Here is a 23,332-nt window from a genome sequence, read left to right on the forward strand (position 1 = left end):
ATTAGATACGAAAGTGTATTTTGCTCATCCATATAGCTCTTGGGAGCGTGGAGCGAATGAAAATAGCAACGGCCTTCTGAGGCAATATGTGCCCAAAGGTACTGATTTAAGAAGTGTTACAGAGGAGAGAATAGACTTCGCGATGAGACGAATAAACAATCGTCCAAGGAAGTGTTTAGGGTTCAAGCAACCAGCCGTAATTTTTAAAAACATGTGCTTAGTTGCTTGAAGTGAAAAGTGTCGCACTTCGGACTTGAATTCAGGATTAAATACCGCGCCGATACTGCTTACCATTGTAGTTGTGGTAAAGTTCAGGACACCCAATAATATACAGTCAGAAAAGTCTCCTACATTTAATCAATTGCACAGAGGCAGAGACAAAAAAATAAGCAGATAACAGCTATGATCATGCTCTAATTTCAACAAAATCATGTTTTTTAAACGATAAAAGTTGCTTACGACGTGATAAGAAAGAAAAAAAATCACCCAAAAAGAGTGATTCTATTAGGCTCGCTCTTGACGACTCAGAAGTGTCCATATATGGCTTTATTATTCATGTTGTTATTCACAACTACTTTGACGGTACGGAAGCGTTTATCTATGGTTTAATAAAGCTTTACTTAGTGTCAAGTCAAAACCATGACAATCGAAAGTGATATTAAGATCATTCCTGATATTATATTTTGAACCAGGAAAAATTTCTCTTTTTTCATTAACTTACCTAAAGATGGACCTGCAAAAAATGCAATTATAAAATCAGGTATTGAATTAAACAACACTACTAAAAAACCATACAATAGAAACTTAGAAACATAATGTGTTTCTGGATTAGAAATGAATTGAGGAATAAATGCTAATATAAATAGAGCTGTTTTAGGGTTTAGTAGTTCTGCTAGAATGCCTTGGAAAAATACAGACTTCAGATCCAATATATCTTCTACTTTAGGTTTACTAGACATTAGTTTTTTAGACTTCATAAACATAGTTCCACCCAAATAAAGAAGATATGCAGCCCCTATATATTTAAAAACAATAAGTATCCATGGGGTTTCTACAACTAATAACGATAGGCCAACCCCAGCAAAAAAAACATGACACAGTCCACCAATTGATGCTCCCAGTGTAGAAACTATCCCTGCTTTCTTACCGCCGCTAATTGTACGAGAAAAAACATACATCATTGCTGGGCCAGGAGAAAAAGCTAAAGTTAAAGACGCTATTACAAATAGGACAAAAAGCTCAATATTAAACATATTAATTCCTAACTATTATTTCATTATTATAATTTTGAGACCCAAAAATCAGGCTGCCTACACGTATACAAGATGCTCCATGCTTTAATACTGCTTCATAAGCGTTACTCATTCCCTAGGGAAGGTGCGAATAAGTCCTCTTGTCTCAGCATGTGGATAAAAGCCGGCTATTCGAGGCGAGTATCGAATGTGAATAGCTGGCCTATTTGCGAGATACTCAACAAAGAATACTGGCTTTTAGACCATGCCCTGCGGATCTTTCAGAGAAACCGTCACATTTCGTTACGACTCTTTGGAAGGTATTAACATTCCTGCAGAATCGTGCCTTATTTGACGGTTTCTCTGAAAGACTGAGTCTTAGTAGACTTATTCGCACCTTCCCAGGCTTTTTGTTCCCAATAAGAAAAAGCATAACACTACAATTGATATAATTTAACATTTTTAATATTACTAAATTAATCAGACATGCAATGCTTCAAAAAGCATTAGAGCAGACGAATTTACGCCACTCTAATGCTTTTCAATAACATGTAGTTTACATAAATATCATCAAATTCTGTGTGTAAAAAGAAATTAAAAATGAAGTGATAAGATAAAACGAGGAATAATGTAAAAATCCGTTTTTACTATAACATCAAAATTTAACCTGATTCTAAAATAATCTGTTTTCGAGGGAAATACAAGAATTGTTTAAAAACATACATCATTCCTAGGCCAGGAGAAAAAGCTGAAGACGCTATTACAAATAAGACAAAACGTCAATACAAGCCCCCATACTGTTAATCCAGTAATATCAAATAGTTAGGTTTTATTTTTAAAGGAGTCTCATCAAAAAACAGTGTCTTTACTTTTTTACTTTACATGTTTCAAGAAGATATCACTGCATAGAACCATTTATCTGACCTAGTGAGTTTTACCCCACCCTAGCCCTTGAAAGACATAAAGGGAGGGAATGTATCGTTTCTGATGTATTGGAAGGCGGTTCTGGCTTTTCCGAACTGTTTTGGTATCCAAGAGGGTATCAGGCGCCCTAATACCATCGATTATGATCAGCGCAATACCTGAACATTGAAGCCTTTCAAAGAGGATTTAGCGTCATATTGAGCGAAGTAGTTCAGAAAGCCCACGTCTTCCACTCTCTTGTTTGTTTGACTCGCGTGGCGGAGGAAAAGTTGATTGCCTTTTCGGATAGCGATGGATTGGTGGGATACGTTCATGTTCGTCCCTATCCATTTCCTAATGTTCCAATCCGGTCGAACCATGTTGATAATGCTGCCTGATGGAATGCGGTCTAGCAGCGCTTGATTCACGTTTGTGGTGTCAAGGTAGAGCGCCGTTAGAGGCACATAGGGCATTTCAACAGATTCAGGACGAAAGGCACGGCCTTCTGCATGCAATTGGCTTAGCAATGTCTGACAAGCGTCGGAAGAGTCATCGTCACACTGTAAACGATCCGCTTTCATTGTTGAGTACCATGCGGGTTTATCAATCACTGTTTTGGCTATAGTCAGGTCATCACCCGCCACTTGAGCCGTCACGTCCATAAGTTTGTCTTGGTTATTGGGAATCCAATCTTTACTTGGAAAGTGATTACGGGCAACAAAGGAGACCTCTCCGTTTTTATAACGCAGTTTCATCAAATTCGGCATAAATTCATTCACCGAGGGTGACATCGCGCCTGCAAGCACCGTTTCTATATAGGTAGTGCAATCGAATACATCAAAGCGTATTAGCGGGTCTTTATCGTACTTGCCTTGCTCGCCTTCGCCTAAGCTACCGTCTTCGTAAGAAGCACCGAGTAACGCGGCACTTAAGTTTTCCATTTTCCAGCGGTTTGTCAAAAGGGATGATTTCGCCTCCGTGTTATTCGCTTCTAGCGCCGTAAAAAAAGCCGCTTTCTTCACATCATGAAGCGACTCGTGCGCTAACGCATTATTTGATAAGGCAAGAGCTGTGAAAGAAACCGCCAATAAAGGTTTGATCAGATTAACAGCATTCATAATGACACTCACAATAAGAACCGATTTCAACGAGGATACTCAATTTACTTTCTAACTCAAACCTAAACATGAAAAAAGCCCATACTATTTGTTATGCTGGATAAGCAACACAGACAAACAGTATGGGCTTTTTGAGACTTTCTACCTAGCACCTTAAGCCAAAAACTATGTCTGAGGGATTCTTACCCAACCTTCCATCAGTACTCTGGCGCTGCGGCTCATGATGGCCTTTTCAATCACCCATTCGCCGTTTTCCATTACCGCTTTCGCGCCAACTTTGAGAGTGCCTGATGGGTGGCCAAATTCAACCATTTCTCTTTCACCGCCACCAGCGGCCAAATTCACTAACGTGCCGGGAATGGCCGCAGCGGAGCCAATAGCAACCGCCGCCGTGCCCATCATCGCGTGGTGTAATTTGCCCATAGACAAGGCACGTACCAATAAATCGATACTACCAGAATCAATGGTTTTACCACCCGACGAAACGTAGCTTTTTGAAGGAGAGACAAACGCCACTTTAGGCGTGTGCTGTCTGGTTTTTGCTTCTCCTAAAGAACCGATCAATCCCATTTTAATCGCACCGTGGGCACGGATGGACTCAAACATAGCCAGCGCTTTTTCATCATTATTAATGGCGTCTTGCAGCTCGGCACCTTGGTAGCCAATCGCATCAGCATTAACAAAGATGGTGGGGATGCCAGCATTGATCATAGTGACTTGCAAATCCCCCACATCAGGCACGTTTAATGTGTCAACCACATTGCCTGTTGGGAACATGGAGCCGCCCTCGTCGGCAGGAGAAACAAATTCCAGCTTCACTTCCGCCGCTGGGAAGGTCACCCCGTCCAATTCAAAATCGCCCAATTCTTGCACTTCACCGTTTAAAATAGGAACATGCGCAATGATGGTTTTTTTAATATTGGCTTGCCAAATGCGTACTGTTACCATACCATTTTCTGGAATGCGATCCGCATCGATATAACCGTTCGTAACTGCGAAAGGCCCAATGGAGGCGGATAAATTACCGCAGTTGCCACTCCAGTCAACAAAGGCTTTATCAATAGACACTTGACCAAACAAGTAATCCACATCGTGCCCTGCACGGTTGCTTTTCGATATGATAACCGTTTTGCTGGTACTGGATGTCGCAGCGCCCATACCATCAATTTGCTTACCGTATGGATCTGGGCTACCAATGATACGCATCAAGATGGCATCGCGCTTTTCACCCGCAACTTGCGCTTCCGCTGGCAAATCGTCTAGCTTAAAAAAGACACCTTTACTGGTGCCTCCTCTCATATAAGTTGCTGGAATTTTAATTTGTGATTTGATCATAAAACGTTTCCTAAAGTGTCAGGTAGAGTCAAAAGAAGAGGCGTTACACACCTTCTGATTCACTAAGAAAGTCTTTTGCGAAACGCTGCAATACACCACCAGCTTCGTAAATGGACACTTCTTCTTCCGTATCTAAACGACACGTAACCGGTACCGTCACCTTCTCACCCGATGTACGAGTAATCACCAAACTCATAGTCGCTCTTGGCGTACGCGCGCCCGTTACATCAAACAATTCAGTTCCGTCTAATGCTAATGTGTGGCGGTCGATTCCCGCTTCAAACTCAAGCGGCAAGACCCCCATGCCTACCAAATTGGTTCTGTGAATGCGCTCGAAGCCTTCTGCTACAATCACTTCAACACCAGCAAGACGCACGCCTTTTGCCGCCCAGTCACGTGAAGAGCCTTGACCATAATCCGCACCCGCAACAATGATTAAAGGCTGCTTACGCCCCATGTAGGTTTCAATTGCTTCCCACATACGAGTCACTTGGCCTTCTGGCTCAACACGCGCCAATGAACCTTGCTTCACTTTGCCGTTTTCTTGAACCATTTCATTTAACAATTTCGGATTAGCAAACGTCGCTCGTTGCGCGGTTAAATGGTCACCTCGGTGTGTTGCATACGAGTTATAATCTTCCTCTGGAAGCCCCATTTTATCGAGGTATTCCCCTGCGGCACTGGCTTTCATAATCGCGTTTGAAGGGGATAAATGGTCTGTGGTGATGTTGTCGCCCAAAATAGCCAATGGACGCATACCTGTTAAACTGCATTCACCTGCTAGAGCGCCTTCCCAGTAAGGAGGACGACGAATATAGGTACTCATTTCACGCCAATCGTACAAAGGACTTACCGCCTCGCTGGTGTCTTCTTTGATTTCAAACATCGGGATGTAAACCGCGTTGAACTGCTCAGGTTTGACACTTTTCGCAACAATGGCATCGATTTCTGCATCACTCGGCCAAATGTCTTTCAGCGTGATGTTATTGCCATTTTGATCCACACCTAGAATGTCTTTTTCAATATCGAAACGAATCGTGCCTGCAATGGCATACGCCACAACCAATGGAGGAGAGGCTAAAAAGGCTTGTTTCGCATAAGGATGAATTCGACCATCAAAATTACGGTTACCAGATAAAACCGCCGTAGAATATAAATCACGATCGATGACTTCTTGCTGAATAACAGGATCAAGCGCACCACTCATACCATTACAGGTTGTGCAGGCAAACCCCACAATACCAAAGCCAAGTTGTTCTAGTTCTGGTAATAGTTCCGCGTCTTCTAAATACAATTGAGCGGCTTTTGAACCGGGTGCAAATGAGGTTTTCACCCAAGGCTTACGAGTTAAACCCAACTCATTGGCTTTTTTAGCCAGTAAACCTGCGGCAACCGTGTTACGAGGATTACTGGTATTGGTACAACTGGTAATGGCCGCGATAATCACCGCTCCATCAGGCATTAAACCTTCTTTATTTTCCACTACACCGGAAATGCCACGAGAAGCCAATTCAGAGGTTGGTACACGGTTATGAGGATTCGATGGCCCAGCAATGGTTCTCACCACTGACGAAAGATCAAAAGACAAGACTCTTTCATACTTCGCCGTTGCTAAACTCTCGCCCCATAGTCCTGCTGTTTTCGCGTAGTTCTCAACCAATGCCACTTGTTCAGGCTCACGACCCGTTAGTGTCAAATAATCAACCGTTTGTTGATCGATGTAGAACATTGCAGCCGATGCACCAAATTCTGGTGTCATATTAGAAATGGTTGCACGGTCGCCTAATGTAAGATGAGAAACGCCTTTACCAAAAAATTCCAAATAAGACGACACTACTTTTTGCGCACGGAGAAATTCTGTCAGGGCAAGTACAATGTCTGTTGCTGTCACGCCTTCTTGTCTTTTGCCTGTCAACTCAACACCAATGATATCTGGAAGGCGCATCCAAGACGCACGGCCCAACATCACGCTTTCAGCTTCTAATCCACCAACACCAATGGCAATAACACCTAACGCATCAACATGCGGTGTGTGGCTGTCTGTTCCAACTAATGTATCAGGGAAAGCAACGCCATCACGAGAATGCACAACAGGTGACATACGCTCCAAGTTAATTTGGTGCAAAATGCCGTTACCCGGCGGAATCACATCCACATTTTTAAAGGCTTTTTTTGTCCAGTTAATAAAATGGAATCGGTCTTCATTACGGCGGTCTTCTATCGCTCGGTTCTTTTCAAACGCATCTTTATCAAACCCGCCGTGTTCCACAGCAAGAGAGTGGTCAACAATCAACTGAGTCGGAACCACTGGGTTTACTTTAGATGGGTCGCCACCTTGCAGTGCAATCGCATCACGTAACCCTGCCAAATCCACCAAAGCGGTTTGCCCTAAAATATCATGACAAACAACACGCGCAGGAAACCACGGAAAGTCCAACTCTTGTTTACGTTCAATTAATTGCATTAACGATGCATCAAGAGTCTCTGGCGAGCAACGGCGCACCAAGTTCTCTGCCAATACGCGAGAAGTATAAGGCAGCTCGTCATAGGCACCTTTTTTCAATGTTTCAACGGCTTCGCGGGCATCAAAATAGTCCAGTCCAGTTCCTGGAAGTGTTTTTCGATATTGAGTATTCATGATAAGGAACTCACTAAAATGGTAGCAGGGAAACAAGCACGGCCGCAGCCGTACTTAATACAGAAAAATTCTATTGAATGACTAAGTCACTTAATCGCGAGATTCAATAGGTGGAACGTTTCTTGGCTCTGGGCCAGAATAATCCGCACTTGGGCGAATAATACGATTGTTAGCACGTTGTTCGAAAACGTGTGCCGCCCAACCTGTTAGACGGGAGCAGACAAAAATAGGCGTAAACAATTTTGTCGGAATGCCCATAAAGTGATAAGCACTTGCATGGAAGAAATCCGCATTACAAAACAGTTTTTTCTCACGCCACATGACCGCTTCAACGCGATCCGATACGGGATAAAGCACAGTATCACCAATATCATCAGACAGTTTTTTAGACCAGTTTTTAATAATGCCATTACGCGGATCAGAAGTGCTGTAAATGGCGTGACCAAAGCCCATAATTTTATCTTTACGTTCCAGCATGCCTAAGATTTCACTTTCAGCTTCTTCTGGTGAACTCCATGCTTCAATCATGTCCATAGCGGCTTCGTTTGCCCCACCATGTAATGGGCCACGTAAAGAACCAATCGCGCCCGTAATGCAGCTGTGTAAATCGGACAAGGTAGAAGCACAGACACGTGCCGTGAACGTGGAGGCGTTAAATTCGTGTTCAGCATAAAGAATCAAAGAAACATTCATTACTTTTGCGTGCAATTCACTGGGAGCTTCATCACGCAACAAATGTAAGAAATGACCACCAACAGAATTATCATCGGTTGTTGTTTCAATACGAACACCATCATGGCTAAAGCGATACCAATAACAAATGATAGACGGGAATACCGCTAGTAAGCGATCCGCCATATCTTGCTCATCAGCAAAACTCGCTTCTGTCTCTAGATTGCCCAGCATAGAGCAACCCGTTCTCATGACATCCATTGGGTGAGCTTCTTTTGGAATGTGCTCTAAAACCACTTTCAACGCATCTGGTAAGCTGCGTAAGGACTTTATTTTCTCAATGTATGCAGTGAGTTCTGTTTGGTTTGGTAATTTGCCTTTTAACAGCAAATAAGCAACTTCTTCAAATGTGGATTTTTCGGCTAATTCATGAATATCGTATCCACGATAGGTCAATCCAGAGCCAGATTTACCAACGGTACATAACGCTGTTGTACCGGCTGATTGTCCACGAAGTCCCGCACCAGTGAGTTTTTTAGCTTCAGCCATTATTATTTTTCTCCTCAATCGAGTTAGGTCTACTTATTTTTTCCTTGAGCGAACAATTCATCCAGTTTTTGTTCAAAGTCGTGATAGTTCAGGAAATCATACAATTCCATGCGAGTTTGCATGGTATCTACAACCGCTTTTTGATCACCATCTTGTAAGATGTGCTCAAACACATTCAACGCCGCTTGGTTAGCAGCACGAAAAGCGGATAAAGGATAAAGAACCATACTTGCGCCATGAGCGGCCAATTCTTCTTTATTAAACAAAGGGGTTGCACCGAATTCCGTAATGTTTGCCAGTAAATGGCGGCCATCAATGCCCTTTGAAAAGGCTTTATAATCATCCAGTGTGTGTACAGCTTCAGCAAAAATGCCGTCCGCACCGGCTTCAAGACAAGCTTGAGCACGTTCAACTGCGGCATTCAAACCGTCTTGTTGAAATGCGTCTGTTCTAGCGATAATAAAGAAATCATCATCGGTACGCGCATCCACCGCTGCTTTTACTCTATCAACCATTTCTTCAAGAGAAACGATTTCTTTATTTGGGCGATGTCCGCAGCGTTTTTGTGCGATTTGATCTTCAATGTGCACAGCAGCCGCGCCTGCTTTGATCATGTCTTTAACTGTTTTGCCTATATTAAACGCGCCGCCCCAACCTGTATCAATATCAACCAATAAAGGCGTATCAACCGCGCTGGTAATACGACGCACATCTTCAAGAACATCATTTAGGGAAGTCATACCAAGATCAGGCAAACCGTAGGAAGCATTTGCTACACCGCCACCAGATAGGTAAATGGCTTGATGACCCACTCGTGTCGCCATCATCGCGTGATAGGCATTGATTGTGCCTACAATTTGCAATGGGTTGGAATCTTCTAATGCTTTACGGAATCGAGCTCCAGCGGAAAGTGCGTTCGCCATGGTTATCCCCTTAAATGGTTGTTTTTCATTCATCAGTCTTAAACGACTAACACCGATCTTATGTCAATATTGTTGACAATAAATCAAAGTAAGATGAATTAAAAGCGAAAAAACACACATATTGTCGACAATATATTTTGGGAGTGTCCTTCAGAACAAAAAAACCAGACTAACTACTGGTTTTTACACTCTTATTTTTGCTCATCTTCTGCGGCTTTTTTCTTTTGCTCTTCCTTCCATTCTCTGATTTCTTCATAATACGTATCCCAGACGCAAGGCTCACAGGCACTTTCACAACATTCGCCATCCGCTGGTGGCATCGGTTTATCGCTCATAATTCTTCCTCTTTAACAATAAATAATAGACAATAAAAAAGGGAACAGCCAGAAAAGCAATCCCCTCTTTATTGAGCATGGTAGTGATTTATAATTAATATTCAGCGTTGTGATACACGTTTTGCACGTCATCTAGATCGTTCAATAGATCTAAAAAACGCTCAAACTGCTCAGCCGTTTCGCCATCAATTTGCGTCATGTTCTGAGGTACGAATTGAATCTCATCAACGTCGAATTCGATGCCTTCAAATGCATCTGTTAACGCACTCTTGGCTTTTCCGTAATCCGTATGAGGCGCAAATACAGTAATTTTACCTTCTTCATTTTCGATATCGGTCACATCCACATCAGCCATCATTAAGGCTTCTAATGATTCTTCTTCATCTCCTGAGAAAGAGAAAATCGCACTGTGATCAAACATGTGGCTCACACTGCCTTGAGTACCGATTTTTGCTTTGACTTTATTGAAGCAAGAACGAACATCACCAAAAGTACGATTTGGGTTATCAGATAGACAATCCACAATCACCATAGTGCTTCCAGGACCGTAGCCTTCATAACGTGCCGTATCAAAATCTTCACCACCGCCGCCTTTCGCTTTATCAAGCGCTTTATCAATAACATGCGAAGGGACTTGATCTTTCTTAGCTCGGTCAATCATTGAACGTAGCGCTAGATTACCATTAGGATCAACACCACCAGATTTAGCGCATACATAAATTTCACGTCCATATTTACTGTAGACTTTCGCTTTCTGATCAGACGTTTTCGCCATGGACTCTTTACGGTTTTGGAAGGCTCTGCCCATTTGGTTTTCCTATTAAATTAAATCAAAAATAGATTTTATCGTGAAGCTTCCGACTATGGAACCACCCAAAATAAAACAATCGAGGCCGTTAACCTATTTAAGCGCCCCAAAAGACCCATTTTTAGCAATTGATGAAATGAAAAACAGTACTCTGCATTATCATCACCCTTTTGATATTTTTTATAATACGTCGTTAAACAGATAGTTTCTGCTTCATGCTTAAACATGAATTGCAATTGATTGCGTTAATAGCGCCTTTCAACCTTTTATTTTTCTCTCTGCTTATACACTCTTTATTACCCTTTAGTTTTACCTAATTCAACTCATTCAAAAAAACGATTAACCCACAGCAAAAAAACAATATTTGAAAACAATAAAATCACATTAAAATAAAATGGTCTTACCATTACAGTTATCTATATAATTTAAAAAACAAATAAATTGACATACTTTATTATAATTAATAACCTTTAATTGACGAAAAAATATATTGGTATTACCAATTAGAGACAGATATGAACTTTCAAAATTTTTTTAATGATGTCGCTGATACCCTTCCTAATGAAAGAATAATTCAAGACAGTTTACGCACCCTTGCCTATGGGACCGATGCCAGCTTTTATCGACTGATACCAAAAGCCGTCATTCAAGTTGATAACGAAGAGGAAATTATTGAGGTTTTGAAAGCGTCAACCAAACACAAGATCCCCGTTACGTTTCGGGCTGCTGGTACAAGCCTCTCTGGTCAAGCCATTACAGAGTTCATTTTGATTACTTTAGGAGATAACTGGCGAGGCCATAAGATCACCAATAAAGGTTTGAAAATTGCGTTGCAGCCCGGCGTAAGAGGCTCCCAAGCCAATAAATACCTTGCGCCTTTTGGACGTAAAATTGGCCCTGATCCAGCGTCTATTAATGTCGCTAAAATAGGAGGTATTGCCGCCAATAACGCATCAGGCATGTGTTGTGGAACCGCAAAAAATACGTATTACACCATGAGCAGCATGAAGCTCATTCTTGCAGATGGCAGTAAGCTCGATACGTCTGATTTAGCATCTCGCGCAGCTTTTAGCCAACAGAAAGCAGGTCTATTAAGCCGCCTTAAAAGCCTCTCCAATACCGTAAAAGACGATGACAAGTTGGTGGGAAAAATTCGTCACAAATACCGCCTAAAAAATACGACTGGGTACGCGATTAACGCCTTAATAGATTACCAAGACCCCATCGATATTTTGCAACACCTTATGATTGGTTCGGAAGGCACATTGGGGTTCATTTCAGAAATCAGTTACAACACAGTAATTGATTCTCCCTTCAAAGCATCTTCTCTGATGTTTTTTAACTCAGTAGAGTTGGCGTGCGATGCCGTAAGCATTTTAAAAAATTGTCCTGTAGAAGCCGTTGAATTAATGGACTGGCCTGCCTTGTCTTCCATGAAGCATCATGATGCACTATCACCATTCATGCCATCACTAACCAAAGGCTGCGCCGCGCTCTTAGTTGAAACTCGTGCAAAAAATGACAGCGAGCTCGACCTGCAAATCGAACGCATTTCTACCGAATTATCCAACCGCCACATTCATACCAGCATCGAAGCCACTTTCCATAAAGACCCTCATATTACCAGTCAGTATTGGTCTATTCGAAAAGGCATTTTCCCTGCTGTTGGCGCAGTTAGAACAACTGGCAGCACGGTGTTAATCGAAGACGTGGCGTATCCCGTTGAACGCTTAGCAGAAGCGGTTAACGATTTGCATTCTTTGTTTAAGAAGTGGAATTATCATAATGCGGTTATTTTTGGTCATGCGCTTGAAGGCAATTTACACTTTGTCTTTCCTCAGTCTTTTGATCATCCTGAAGAAGTAAAGCGTTACGAAGGCTTGATGGAAGACGTCACGGAATTAACGGTCACCCACTATCAAGGTTCATTAAAAGCAGAGCACGGAACAGGCAGAAACATGGCTCCCTTTGTTGAAAAGGAGTGGGGCTCAAAAGCCTATAAGATCATGCAACACCTTAAGCACATCATTGACCCTAATCACTTGCTTAATCCCGGAGTCATCTTAAACGACAACCCTCAAATACATTTACAGAATATCAAACCGCTACCCGCATCCAACCCCCTTATTGATGCCTGTATTGAATGCGGTTTCTGCGAACCAAGCTGCCCTTCGAGAGATCTCACGTTAACACCAAGGCAACGCATTGTCGTACAAAGAGAAATTTCGCGCTTGAGAGTAGATAAGAGTGATCCTGAAAGGCTGTTAACATTAGAGCAAGACTATCAATTTCAAGGAGATGAGACCTGTGCAGGATGCGGCTTGTGTAGCTCACTATGCCCTGTCGATATCAATACAGGGGATCTCACTCGGTCTATTCGACAAAAGCACAATATTAAAAGCGAAACCAAAGCTTTGTGGATTGCCGACCATTTTGCAGGAACTACCCAGGGTGTCCGTGCAGGGTTAACGATTGCCAATGCTGGACGTCATGTTTTTGGAAACACATTAATGGCGGGCATGTCCAGAGTAACGAATAAAATTTCCAATGGCATGGTGGGAGAATGGCGACCTAGCTTACCTAAAGCAAATCCTTGGCGTCTGCCTACCCATAAGAACACGTTCAATGTAAAAACAGAGCCCAATCAAAACACACTAACACTAAAAAAGGTGGTCTATTTTCCATCGTGTGCTTCCCGTACAATGGGTACCGATCCAAATCAAGAGGATCAACGCTCACTCACTGAGTTAACGTGCGATCTACTTCATAAAGCGGGTTTTGATATTATTTTCCCTAACGATATCGACACGTTATGCTGCGGCATGCCATTCCAAAGTAAGGGTTTTTTAGATATCGCTCAAGAAAAACGAAATCAACTTATTGAGTCTCTTAACTGTGCATCCAACAATGGTGAACACCCTATCCTTTTTGATACCAGCCCTTGTGCCTCCAGAACATTTGAAAACATACCCAACACACTTACCTGTTATGATCCAATAGAATTTGCTATCGAGCAACTTTTACCGAACTTAGACATTCAAACAAGCGAAGAGCACGTTAGCCTGCATATTACATGCAGCACAATAAAAAGTGGGCTCGCCAACAAAATGATGCTACTTGCCTCCAAGCTTAGCAATAATGTGTTTATTCCTGATGACATTACCTGCTGTGGCTTTGCAGGAGATAAAGGCTTTTTCACACCTGAGCTCAATGCATCAGCATTACGCACGCTAAAATCTCAACTACCCGAAGACACTACATTTGGCATATCGAGCAGCCGAACCTGCGAAATAGGCTTAAGCGAACATTCAGGCATCCCTTACCAATCTATTTTTTATTTATTAGACAAGGTAAGCAATGAGAAAGCGCATAACGAATGCACACTCACTTAGCTTAACTCACTCCCACTCTCTAGAGGTCATTTAGTACCACCGTATTTGATGGCTGCAATACGAGCATAGAATGAATAATACCAAGACATAAAAACATTCTATACTCCCTATATACCTGAACAACCAATATAAAGTGGCAATATTTGAATTTGAATTCCTTATTTTTTACACCGCAAGAGACTGGCTCTCATTTCCTTATAGGCATATCCTTACTATACGTATTGAATCAATTTTCCTTTTCACCTGTTAAGTACTCGAAACGGGCACAACCATATAAGCGAGAACAATGAAAAACCCTTTTAACCACTTTCAAATAAGACATAAGCTTTTTGCTATTTTTGTGTTAAGCAACGTCCTTGTAATTGTCTCTATGTGGCAGGTTTTTCAATGGAGTTTTGATAAAGGCTTTGTCAGCTACGCCACAGAACGAGACACGGAATTTGTACAGCAAATGTCTACTCGGGCAACCAATTTGTATGTGCAGCATGATAGCTGGGACTTTCTTATGCATGAAAGTTACTTAGAAAACAAATGGCGAGCTTATAAACTCATGCATATGAAAGATCATATTGCTGCACCCAACACACCTAATTTAGATTTGATTTACCCTTCTCAGTATTACCGCACTCGTTTTCTACTGTTTGACATGAATCAGAAATCAATCATAGGAAAGGGAAAATTCAAAAAAGTCATTACAGAACCCGTCACCGTTAACGACAAAATTGTTGGTTATGTTGGATTAAAACCCATGAGAGAGCTGGTTCAGGATCATACGTTACGTTTCGTTCGTCAACAGGGTGAAGCTTTTTTATTGATTTCCGCCTTTATGCTCACGATTGCAGCATTATTAACATGGCCTTTAGCTCAGTGGCTAAGCACGCCTATTTGCTACATGAGACATGCCACACGCAAACTTGCAGCAGGCGATTTTGATACTCGACTCAAAGTAAAAGGCCACGATGAGCTGTCTTATTTGGGTCGTGATTTTAATAACCTTGCCAAAACATTGGACAAAACCCGTAAAGCAAGAAAACGCTGGGTGGCAGACACTGCACATGAACTCAGAACACCAGTGGCGATTTTGCGCGGAGAGATCGAGGCCATGCAAGACGGCATTATAAAAGTTACCCCGGATTCACTGAATTCACTATTACAAGAAACCATGCACATGTGCCGCATGATTGATGACCTAAATCAACTGTCTATGCACGATATGGGTAGCTTAAGCTACCAAATGGAACCCGCAGACATTGACGAGGTATTAGAAGATACGGTTCAGTCCATGACAAGAACCTTTAATGATGCCAATATTACATTAGAATTAAACATCAATAAAAAACCAGATTACGAATTGATGGCAGACACAGATAGGTTATTCCAGCTTTTCTCCAACCTAATGAATAACTCACTAAAATACACAGACGCACCTGGCTCGCTGACCATTTCATTAACAAAGGAATCAGACGTTATTGAAATTCGCTTTGAAGACTCGTCTCCAGGCGTCAGCGAAGCAGACAAAGAACGTATTTTTGAACAATTCTATCGTGTCGAAAATTCTCGTAACCGTCAAACAGGTGGTCGCGGTTTAGGTTTGGCAATTTGTAGTCAGATAATTGATGGACATAGTGGTAATATACTTGCATACCACTCACCGCAAGGTGGCTTAGGCATTAAAATCACTCTACCTTTAAATCAGCAGGATTAGATATACTATTATGAGCAAAATTTTAATTGTTGAAGATGAAGTAAAATTAGCAGAGCTTGTTGGGGCTTACCTTGAGCAATCCGGTTATGAGCATCATCACCTTGACCGAGGTGATCTTGTTGTTGATTATGTAAAAAGTGAATCTATCGACTTAATTTTATTGGATCTTATGCTACCCGGATTAGACGGTATCGAAGTATGCAAACAAGTACGTCAATTCAGCTCTATTCCAATCATTATGGTAACAGCGAAAGCTGATGAAATTGATCGCTTAATCGGTTTAGAAATGGGTGCAGATGATTATATTTGTAAACCATTTAGCCCTAGAGAAGTGGTCGCTCGCGTAAAGTCAAACTTACGTCGTGTGTCGCTTGATAAAATTGAAGAACCAAAAACAGACGGTTTTGAGTTAGATATTGATCGCATTAGAGCAACCTATAAAGGTGAGTTGATCGACTTAACGACGGTTGAATTCCAGCTTTTGCAATTATTAATAAAAGAGCCAGGGCGAGTGTTTGGCCGTGAAACCATAATGAAGAGCATCTATACCGATAGCCGAGTTGTCAGTGATAGAACCATTGACAGCCACATCAAAAAATTACGCAAGAAGATCTCTGCTATTGCCCCAGAATTGAATGTTATTCATTCTGTATATGGTGCGGGCTATCGATTTGAGAACAATGACTAAGGATCAGTCGATTGAACAACTTCGTTGAGGTTTTACAATTCTCTTTATCCGTCACAATGCCAATTTTTCTAATATTGGCATTGGGCGTGTTGCTTTACAGAATAAAACTCATTAACGACAATTTTGTTGACGTTGGCTCAAAACTGGTCTTTAACGTAACCTTACCCGCTTTGCTCTTTTTAAGTATTATTAAAACGCCATTGTCAGAACACAGTGATTTTTCACTGGTAATTTATGGCATGATTGCTGTCTTTCTCATTTACCTATTGTTTGAATTTTTCTCTGCTCGTTACATCAAAGAAAAAGCCGATAGGGGTGTGGTAATTCAAGGGGGTTTTCGCTCCAATATGGGCATTATTGGCCTGGCCTATTGTGTAAACGCCTATGGCGATGATGTCTACTCTGTTGCCCCTATTTATCTTGGTGGTGTCACCATTCTCTTTAATGTACTGTCTGTCATCACGCTCAACAAAGCCGTTAATAAAGACGCCAATCTAAAAGGCACCCTGTTAAAAGTACTCAAAAACCCTCTCATTTTGTCGATATTATCGGCTGTGATCGTTTCTTACTCAGGCATAACCATGCCGGAAATCATTTTAAAAACAGGCAATTATTTTGCTCAGATGACTTTATCTCTTGCACTATTATGCATAGGGGCATCTCTTAGTTTTAAAACCATGAAAGCCGACCTTTCTAATGCGCTCATTTCCTCTTTTGGCAAACTCATTTTTATCCCCATTATTACCACGTTTGGAGGCTATCTTCTGGGTTATCGAGGAATGGAACTCGGTGTACTATTACTGATGTCTTCTGCACCATCGGCATCAGCATGCTATGTTATGGTCAAATCCATTGGAGGGAACGACAAATTGGCTGCGAATATCATTGTTATAACAACGCTCGCATCAATTTTAACAACCAGTTTCGGCATCACATTACTAAGCACTTACAAGCTTATGTAATAAGAAGCAAGGTTAATCAAGATGTGATGACAACAACCCGCCTTGATTAAGACCCTATTTATTGACCTAGAGCATTATGAGTATTATTCCTTATAAAAAAAACAAATCCCTTTTTATTTTAATTAGCCTTATTCTTCTCTATCTTATTTTTTGGGGAATCAAAGCCACATCGCTACAACTTTTGTTAATCAACAAACATAGAGCAGGTGAAAAGCAGTTACTCACCTACGTTGTCGATTTAAGAAGAGAGCTGCAAGATTATCGCTTTCTCCCTTACACTCTCGCTGAAAACCCAAGTATCAGAAGATTTCTAGCTCAAGCAGAAGAGGTAACCGCCGATTCTTACACTTCAATTGAAAGGCAATTAGAAGATCTTAATAAAGCATCTCAAACAAGAGCCTGGTTTTTATTAGATCAAAATGGCAACACACTTGTTTCAAGCACTCAATCTGAGGGCGATTCACTCGACAATTACTTTTCGGCCAGCCATTTGAAAGTAGAGTTGGAAAATCAAAAAGGCGAATCCATATTATTATCTGGATATAATCAAACCAATCAAAAAGTTGCTCACCTAGTACTTGCTCCTATCTACAACAACAATGTTATTTCAGGCTCTATTGGTGTCCGCATTGATCTTCACCGCTTAATAGACAGCTGGACGGTTATTGGAGATCTTATTGCCATTACTGGACAATCCAATCATCTTTTTCTAGCGAACCGTTCAAGCGAGGTTTTTGATGCACAATGGGATCAAAAACTGTCTCCCATAACCTTCTTAGATCAGACACGAGCCAAGCTGTATGAACAAAACGGTCAACAATTTTTATTGCAAAATGTTCAACTCGACGATCTTATTTGGACGCTGCATTTTCTCTCTCCGTTACAGCAAGTTTATAGAATCGCGAATTTTATCGCCCTTGGCGGCATTACCTTTATTGTCTTAGTATTCACTTTCCTACTGTATCGACGAGAAAGGTCATTAAAAATTGCCTCTAAGGTTGAGAACCAACGCCTCGTCTCTGTAAACACCCACCTTCAACGAGCATTGATTGAAAACACACACGTAGGACTTATGCAATTAACACATCTTGGCATGATTTCTTTCATAAACCCTACGGGGTATCGCTACTTTCAAAGAAATGAAGATTTGATAGGAACACCTCTACGCGATTTGCTTTCAATAGAAGAGATTAACCTGAAACCCGCTCATCTTCTTGATCGTCTTTTCAATCAAGAAAACGACATCACTTTTATTGAACAGGAAGTCATTTTGAGAAAATCACTCAATGACACCTTCCCTGCTCTGCTGTCTGTTTCCCCTATTGCATGGTCTGACACACAAGGCTACTTAGTTACAGTCATTGATATCAGTAAAAGAAAACGCGCTGAGCTGGCATTAACCAAAATAAACCAACAATTGGAAGTTCGAGTACTAGAGAGAACAGAAGCCTTAAAAGCAGCCCAGAAAGAACTGTTAAGAAGTGAAAAACTCGCTGCTATAGGGCAAATATCCACAGTGATTGCCCACGAATTAAATCAACCATTAACAGGAATTAGAACACTGGTTTACAGTGCAGAATTGCTATTAGAGCGCAATAACATAGAAGAAACACAAGCGACACTAGCAAAACTTGAACAGCTCGTTAGTAGAATGCATACACTTACTAGAGAGCTAAAAGTACTTGCCTACCGTCGCCCTGAGAGTCTTACCCCAACAAACTGTGAAGACTGTTTTAACAGTGCGTTAATGGGGCTTGGAGATCAGGCCCTCTCAATCCATATTCAAAAGCAATTCCATCACAAGACTGTCTTTGCGGAACCCGTTCGATTAGAGCGCATCTTTTCTAATTTAATCACCAATACTCTTGAAGCCTGTGAAGAAAAAAGTATTTCCCCTGAGATTCATATAAACACCCAACTCAGTGATGATAACGAAAACCTTATTATCGAATTTAGCGACAATGGTCCGGGCGTTGATCAAAATGCTCTATCACACCTATTAGAACCCTTTTATACCAGTAAACCGCTTGGTAAAGGACTTGGTTTAGGTCTTGCTATTAGCGCCAGTTTAGCCAGTGATATGAAAGGCCAGCTTACTGTTAATCACTCAAATCAAGGTGGCTTAAAATTCACCTTAACGCTACAAAGAGCAACCTAAATGCAAAACCAAAATGATACGTCAAAAACAAAGATCTGGCTAATTGATGACGACGAACTGGTTAGATCAACCACAGCTCAATGGCTGCGCTTATCGGACCACGACGTCATTGAGTTCACGGATCCTAGAACCTTGCTTGATGAGTTTAATGAAAATGAAAACTGCATCATCATCAGTGATATACGTATGTCACCGATGGATGGCATGACCTTATTGGCAAAATTGATTGAAAAAGACGCTCACCTTCCTATTATTTTAATCACTGGCCATGGCGATATAGACATGGCCGTTAGCTCTCTACGAGACGGCGCTTTTGATTTTTTAGAAAAGCCTTTTGACCCTAAAAGACTAACACTGACGGTAGGTAAAGCCATTAAAAAGCGTCAATTGCAATTAAACCAACACTATCAAAGCCGCTACTTAGATAAACTAGAGGGTTTAGAAGAAATGATTGTTGGGCAATGCCACGCCATCAATCAAGTGCGAGAACAAATCAACACCTTTGCGAAAATGGACACCAATGTCATCGTGTATGGCGACACAGGGTGCGGTAAAGAGCTGGTCGCTCAAGCATTGCATAAAACCAGCCACCGTTCAGAGCACTCTTTTGTCGCGATTAACTGTGCGGCTATCCCTGCGGAATTATTCGAAAGTGAATTATTTGGCCATGAAGCAGGCGCTTTTACAGGAGCAAACAACAAACGTATCGGAAAATTGGAAAAAGCCAGCAAAGGGACGCTGTTTCTAGATGAAATAGAGAGTATGCCTATTGCGATGCAAATAAAACTCTTACGCGTTCTACAAGAGAATACCCTTGAACGAGTCGGCAGCAACCAAGCTATTTCGATTGATCTTAGGGTCATCGCTGCCGCAAAAACCGACTTACAACGTTTAGATGGTTTTCGTCAGGATCTATTTTTTCGTCTAAATGTATCGCAAATTCACCTACCCACATTGCGTCAACGAGGAGACGATATTCCTTTATTATTTAAGCACTTTTGCAGGGGTTTTGCCGACGAAAGAAACGTTGCGCTAAAAAAGATCAGCCCAATCGATTATGAAACGCTCTTAATTTACAGTTGGCCTGGAAACATAAGAGAGATGCGCAACATTGCATTACGATATGTGCTTGAACCCAATACAAGCATTGCAAAAATATTGAACGGTTACCACACTCAGGAACCCAACTATCAATACAACCCACTTCCATTAAGTGTCAAAGTACAGGATTATGAGCGCAGCCTTATCGATGTCACATTGAAACGTTGTAAAGGAAACATTCAAGAGACATTGGAAGTTCTTCAACTGCCTAGAAGGACTCTTAATCAAAAAATGCAAAAATACGGACTAAATAGAAGTAACTATCTTGATAACCAAGATAGTTAGCGGAACACATCATATTTTGCTTATTGAGAATTAAAGATGCACATTGAATTAGTTGATATCCTTTTATTGATTGCTCTCGGCTTAGCCGGATACCTGTGGTGGGATGCAAATGCCGTTAGAGAACGCGCTTTTTATCATGTAAAAGCACACTGCAAAAAATACGACGTTCAGCTATTGGATCAGTCCGTAGCGTTAAATAAATGGAGAGTAATCTGGTCACAAGGCCAATTTAAATTACGCAGACAGTATCAATTTGAATTCACCTCTACAGGTGAAGCACGCTATACAGGCAATGCTGTCTTAGAAAGCCACACTATAATAAGTATTGAACTCTCTGCTCATCATATTTAATGTATTGTAAAATTTTGTAAAACAATGACCTAGGATAACTTTTAGTTACAAAAAAAGAAGCTTTTTACACCTTAATGTGGGATCTTATATGCAGTTTAATTTCAAAAATTAAAATGAGCGAAACTCTCTATTAGAGTTTTTTATAGATCAACTATATTTGTAAAATAATCAGAATAATTGAAGGTAGCACTATGTTATCAAACCTTAGTTTTCGATCGAAGTTAATCGCCCTCCTTGCCTCAGCTATAGCAGGCTTTGTTATTGTCACCATCGTCGCTTTGAACGGATTAAGCTCTCAACAAGGATCTGCTGAGAAGCTTCAAAGCTTTTCTAATGTAGAAAAAAACCTTGATCGTTTGGCCATCTCTATGATGGAAAGTTTTGAAACCTTTAAAAACGTTAATGACAGTAATTATCAGACATTTATAAATGATATTTCAGAAAAGACAGAAACGTTTGAAGCTACATTGGACAAAGATATTCAAACACTAGAGAGCAAGCAAGGAAAAGACCTTCTTTCCAATACTAAATTATTACTTGGACAGTATTCTGCTGCATTAAGAGACTTGATTAAACAAAGGCTGATCATTGGTTTTAACTCACACTCAGGTCTTATGGGAAAAATCGAAAAACTCGGTATAAAAGTTTTTGATGAGGTTTCTTTTTTAAGCTTGATTAAACAAGAATTCCTTCCCGTCCGTGAGGCTGAGAAAAACTACATTTTTGAACCATCCGATGAAAATGCCACTACCTTCCAAAGTAAGTACGATAGCTTCTTAAAAAGAGTAAAAAACTTTGGCTTAGAAGAAAGGTTTGGTGGTGTAGTTTTAGAGTACTACGATGCAGTTCAAGCCTTCTCAACACAAGATCAAAAACTAAAACAAGCAATCCAACAGTTTGAAGAGAAAAGAGAACGCTTTACACTGTCTCGTTTAGAAACAAGTAACCACATTAGAACGATTGTTTCTGAAGCTCGAAGCACAGCAAAAGCCATGTCCGATCAGGCAAGTTATACCTTAATCAGTGTCGGTATCATCGTTGCGGTTCTTGCGAGTATTATGATGGCAAGCATTGGTAGAAGCGTTAACAATACGCTTAACCAAATTATTAAAGATTTAGTCAAGGTTAAAAGTGGTGATCTTACCGCACGCCTAACAGTGAATAAAAAACGTAATGATGAATTTGATGCATTGTGTGGTTCTGTTAACGAAATGACGACTGGGCTGAGTTCCGTTGTCAGTGATGTTATTTCAACAACAAGTGACGTTAATAATATGGTGGGCGAATTAAACTCATCCGTTACAAGCATTGCTGATAGCAACCTTGCAGTAAGTCAACAAACAAACTCTCTTGCCGCTGCAACAGACGAAATATCAACCACCATTTCGAGTATATCAACAACAACGAAAGACTTAAGTAGCCAGTCCCAAGAAACGTATGAGTCTGCTAAAACAGGGGCAGAGACAATCAAAGGCGCTTTAGTTAATTTAAGTAAAACCGTTGAAATTGTGACTAAAACAAGTGTTCAGTTGGACGAATTGGGGCAACTGTCTAAAGACATTGATAATGTTATCGCGATGATTAATGACCTTGCCAACCAAACAAACCTACTTGCTCTGAACGCAGCCATTGAAGCCGCAAGGGCCGGTGAGGCAGGACGAGGGTTCTCTGTCGTTGCTGATGAAGTAAGATCTTTAGCAGAAAAAACGGTTGACGCTACCGCAAAGATAACTGAAATAGTGAATACTATCCAGAGTTCAACCGAAAACGCCATAGAGACAATGGAAAGTGGCCAAGAAAGCTTACAAGCCATTGAAGTTTACGGTGAAAAAGCGGAAACAGCGATGAAGGAAATAGAACAAAATGCACAGACCAGTTCTGCATCCTCTATTGAAATGGCACGATCTATTCAAGAAGTCTCCAAAACATCCGTCAGTATGAGTGAAGAGATGGAGCGCATTGCCCAACAATTGCAAGGTGATACTGAATCGATCAGCAATATTGCAAGTAATACAAATCAGATCCATGATCTTGTTAGTGATCTAGATAAAAAGACCAGTGTGTTCACTACCAATTAGTTTTTATAGCTAAACACCTTTGTACCCGACCTAAAAAAGCCAGTATTTACTGGCTTTTTTAGGTCGGGTACGTTTCAACTACTGCCTGTTAATGTCACT

17 protein-coding genes are annotated in these 23,332 nt (G+C 41.0%); 9 read left to right on the forward strand and 8 right to left on the reverse strand.

The genetic code is table 11. The annotated features are described in order from the left end of the window. Positions 1-229 (forward strand): IS30 family transposase (locus ACMUMJ_RS01830; protein ID WP_414677099.1); only part of this gene is annotated, 229 nt, incomplete at its 5' end. Between the two features lie 397 nt (positions 230-626). On the opposite strand, the gene ACMUMJ_RS01835 is transcribed toward ACMUMJ_RS01830, so the two are convergent. The 8 genes from ACMUMJ_RS01835 to ACMUMJ_RS01870 all read right to left on the reverse strand — a co-directional run bounded on the left by ACMUMJ_RS01835 (position 627) and on the right by ACMUMJ_RS01870 (position 10,513). Next, complete coding sequence (locus ACMUMJ_RS01835; protein ID WP_414677100.1) at positions 627-1,253, reverse strand: LysE family translocator; 627 nt, start codon at positions 1,251-1,253, stop codon at positions 627-629. Positions 1,254-2,302: 1,049 nt separating this feature from the next. After that, positions 2,303-3,253 (reverse strand): N-acetylmuramoyl-L-alanine amidase-like domain-containing protein, encoded by a 951-nt coding sequence (locus ACMUMJ_RS01840; RefSeq protein ID WP_414677101.1) that lies wholly within the window; start codon positions 3,251-3,253, stop codon positions 2,303-2,305. 165 nt (positions 3,254-3,418) lie between these two features. Further along, positions 3,419-4,588: a 2-methylaconitate cis-trans isomerase PrpF gene (prpF, locus tag ACMUMJ_RS01845; protein ID WP_414677102.1), complete on the reverse strand. Its 1,170-nt coding sequence runs from the start codon at positions 4,586-4,588 to the stop codon at positions 3,419-3,421. A 43-nt stretch (positions 4,589-4,631) separates the two neighbouring features. Continuing rightward, entirely contained in the window at positions 4,632-7,226 is a 2,595-nt protein-coding gene (gene acnD / locus ACMUMJ_RS01850; RefSeq protein WP_414677103.1) for a Fe/S-dependent 2-methylisocitrate dehydratase AcnD, read from the reverse strand. 90 nt (positions 7,227-7,316) lie between these two features. Continuing rightward, on the reverse strand, positions 7,317-8,447 hold the full coding sequence (gene prpC, locus ACMUMJ_RS01855; protein ID WP_414677104.1) for a bifunctional 2-methylcitrate synthase/citrate synthase: 1,131 nt from the start codon (positions 8,445-8,447) through the stop codon (positions 7,317-7,319). 29 nt (positions 8,448-8,476) lie between these two features. Then, positions 8,477-9,370: a methylisocitrate lyase gene (gene prpB, locus ACMUMJ_RS01860; RefSeq protein WP_414677105.1), complete on the reverse strand. Its 894-nt coding sequence runs from the start codon at positions 9,368-9,370 to the stop codon at positions 8,477-8,479. A gap of 191 nt (positions 9,371-9,561) precedes the next feature. Next, positions 9,562-9,705: an oxidoreductase-like domain-containing protein gene (locus tag ACMUMJ_RS01865; RefSeq protein ID WP_414677106.1), complete on the reverse strand. Its 144-nt coding sequence runs from the start codon at positions 9,703-9,705 to the stop codon at positions 9,562-9,564. Positions 9,706-9,799: 94 nt separating this feature from the next. Further along, entirely contained in the window at positions 9,800-10,513 is a 714-nt protein-coding gene (locus tag ACMUMJ_RS01870; RefSeq protein ID WP_414677107.1) for a YebC/PmpR family DNA-binding transcriptional regulator, read from the reverse strand. 515 nt (positions 10,514-11,028) lie between these two features. On the opposite strand from ACMUMJ_RS01870, the gene ACMUMJ_RS01875 reads away from it, so the two are divergent. From ACMUMJ_RS01875 to ACMUMJ_RS01910, 8 genes are all read left to right on the forward strand, one after another. Continuing rightward, the gene (locus ACMUMJ_RS01875; protein ID WP_414677108.1) at positions 11,029-13,905 is read left to right on the forward strand and encodes an FAD-binding and (Fe-S)-binding domain-containing protein; all 2,877 of its coding nucleotides are present in this window, start codon (positions 11,029-11,031) and stop codon (positions 13,903-13,905) included. A 286-nt stretch (positions 13,906-14,191) separates the two neighbouring features. Further along, entirely contained in the window at positions 14,192-15,610 is a 1,419-nt protein-coding gene (locus tag ACMUMJ_RS01880; RefSeq protein ID WP_414677109.1) for an ATP-binding protein, read from the forward strand. A 10-nt stretch (positions 15,611-15,620) separates the two neighbouring features. After that, complete coding sequence (locus ACMUMJ_RS01885) at positions 15,621-16,298, forward strand: response regulator (protein WP_414677110.1); 678 nt, start codon at positions 15,621-15,623, stop codon at positions 16,296-16,298. Between the two features lie 11 nt (positions 16,299-16,309). After that, positions 16,310-17,260 (forward strand): AEC family transporter, encoded by a 951-nt coding sequence (locus tag ACMUMJ_RS01890; protein ID WP_414677111.1) that lies wholly within the window; start codon positions 16,310-16,312, stop codon positions 17,258-17,260. A 76-nt stretch (positions 17,261-17,336) separates the two neighbouring features. After that, a complete protein-coding gene (locus ACMUMJ_RS01895) occupies positions 17,337-19,418 on the forward strand; it encodes a sensor histidine kinase (RefSeq protein ID WP_414677112.1) in 2,082 nt (693 codons plus the stop codon). Then, positions 19,419-20,804: a sigma-54-dependent transcriptional regulator gene (locus tag ACMUMJ_RS01900; RefSeq protein WP_414677113.1), complete on the forward strand. Its 1,386-nt coding sequence runs from the start codon at positions 19,419-19,421 to the stop codon at positions 20,802-20,804. Between the two features lie 36 nt (positions 20,805-20,840). Then, positions 20,841-21,155 carry a DUF3301 domain-containing protein gene (locus ACMUMJ_RS01905; protein WP_414677114.1) on the forward strand — a complete coding sequence of 105 codons (315 nt, stop codon included), beginning with the start codon at positions 20,841-20,843 and terminating at the stop codon, positions 21,153-21,155. 191 nt (positions 21,156-21,346) lie between these two features. Then, the gene (locus tag ACMUMJ_RS01910) at positions 21,347-23,233 is read left to right on the forward strand and encodes a methyl-accepting chemotaxis protein (protein ID WP_414677115.1); all 1,887 of its coding nucleotides are present in this window, start codon (positions 21,347-21,349) and stop codon (positions 23,231-23,233) included. Positions 23,234-23,332 lie beyond the last annotated feature (99 nt).

This window comes from Marinomonas phycocola, assembly GCF_047525455.1.
Lineage (GTDB): Bacteria > Pseudomonadota > Gammaproteobacteria > Pseudomonadales > Marinomonadaceae > Marinomonas.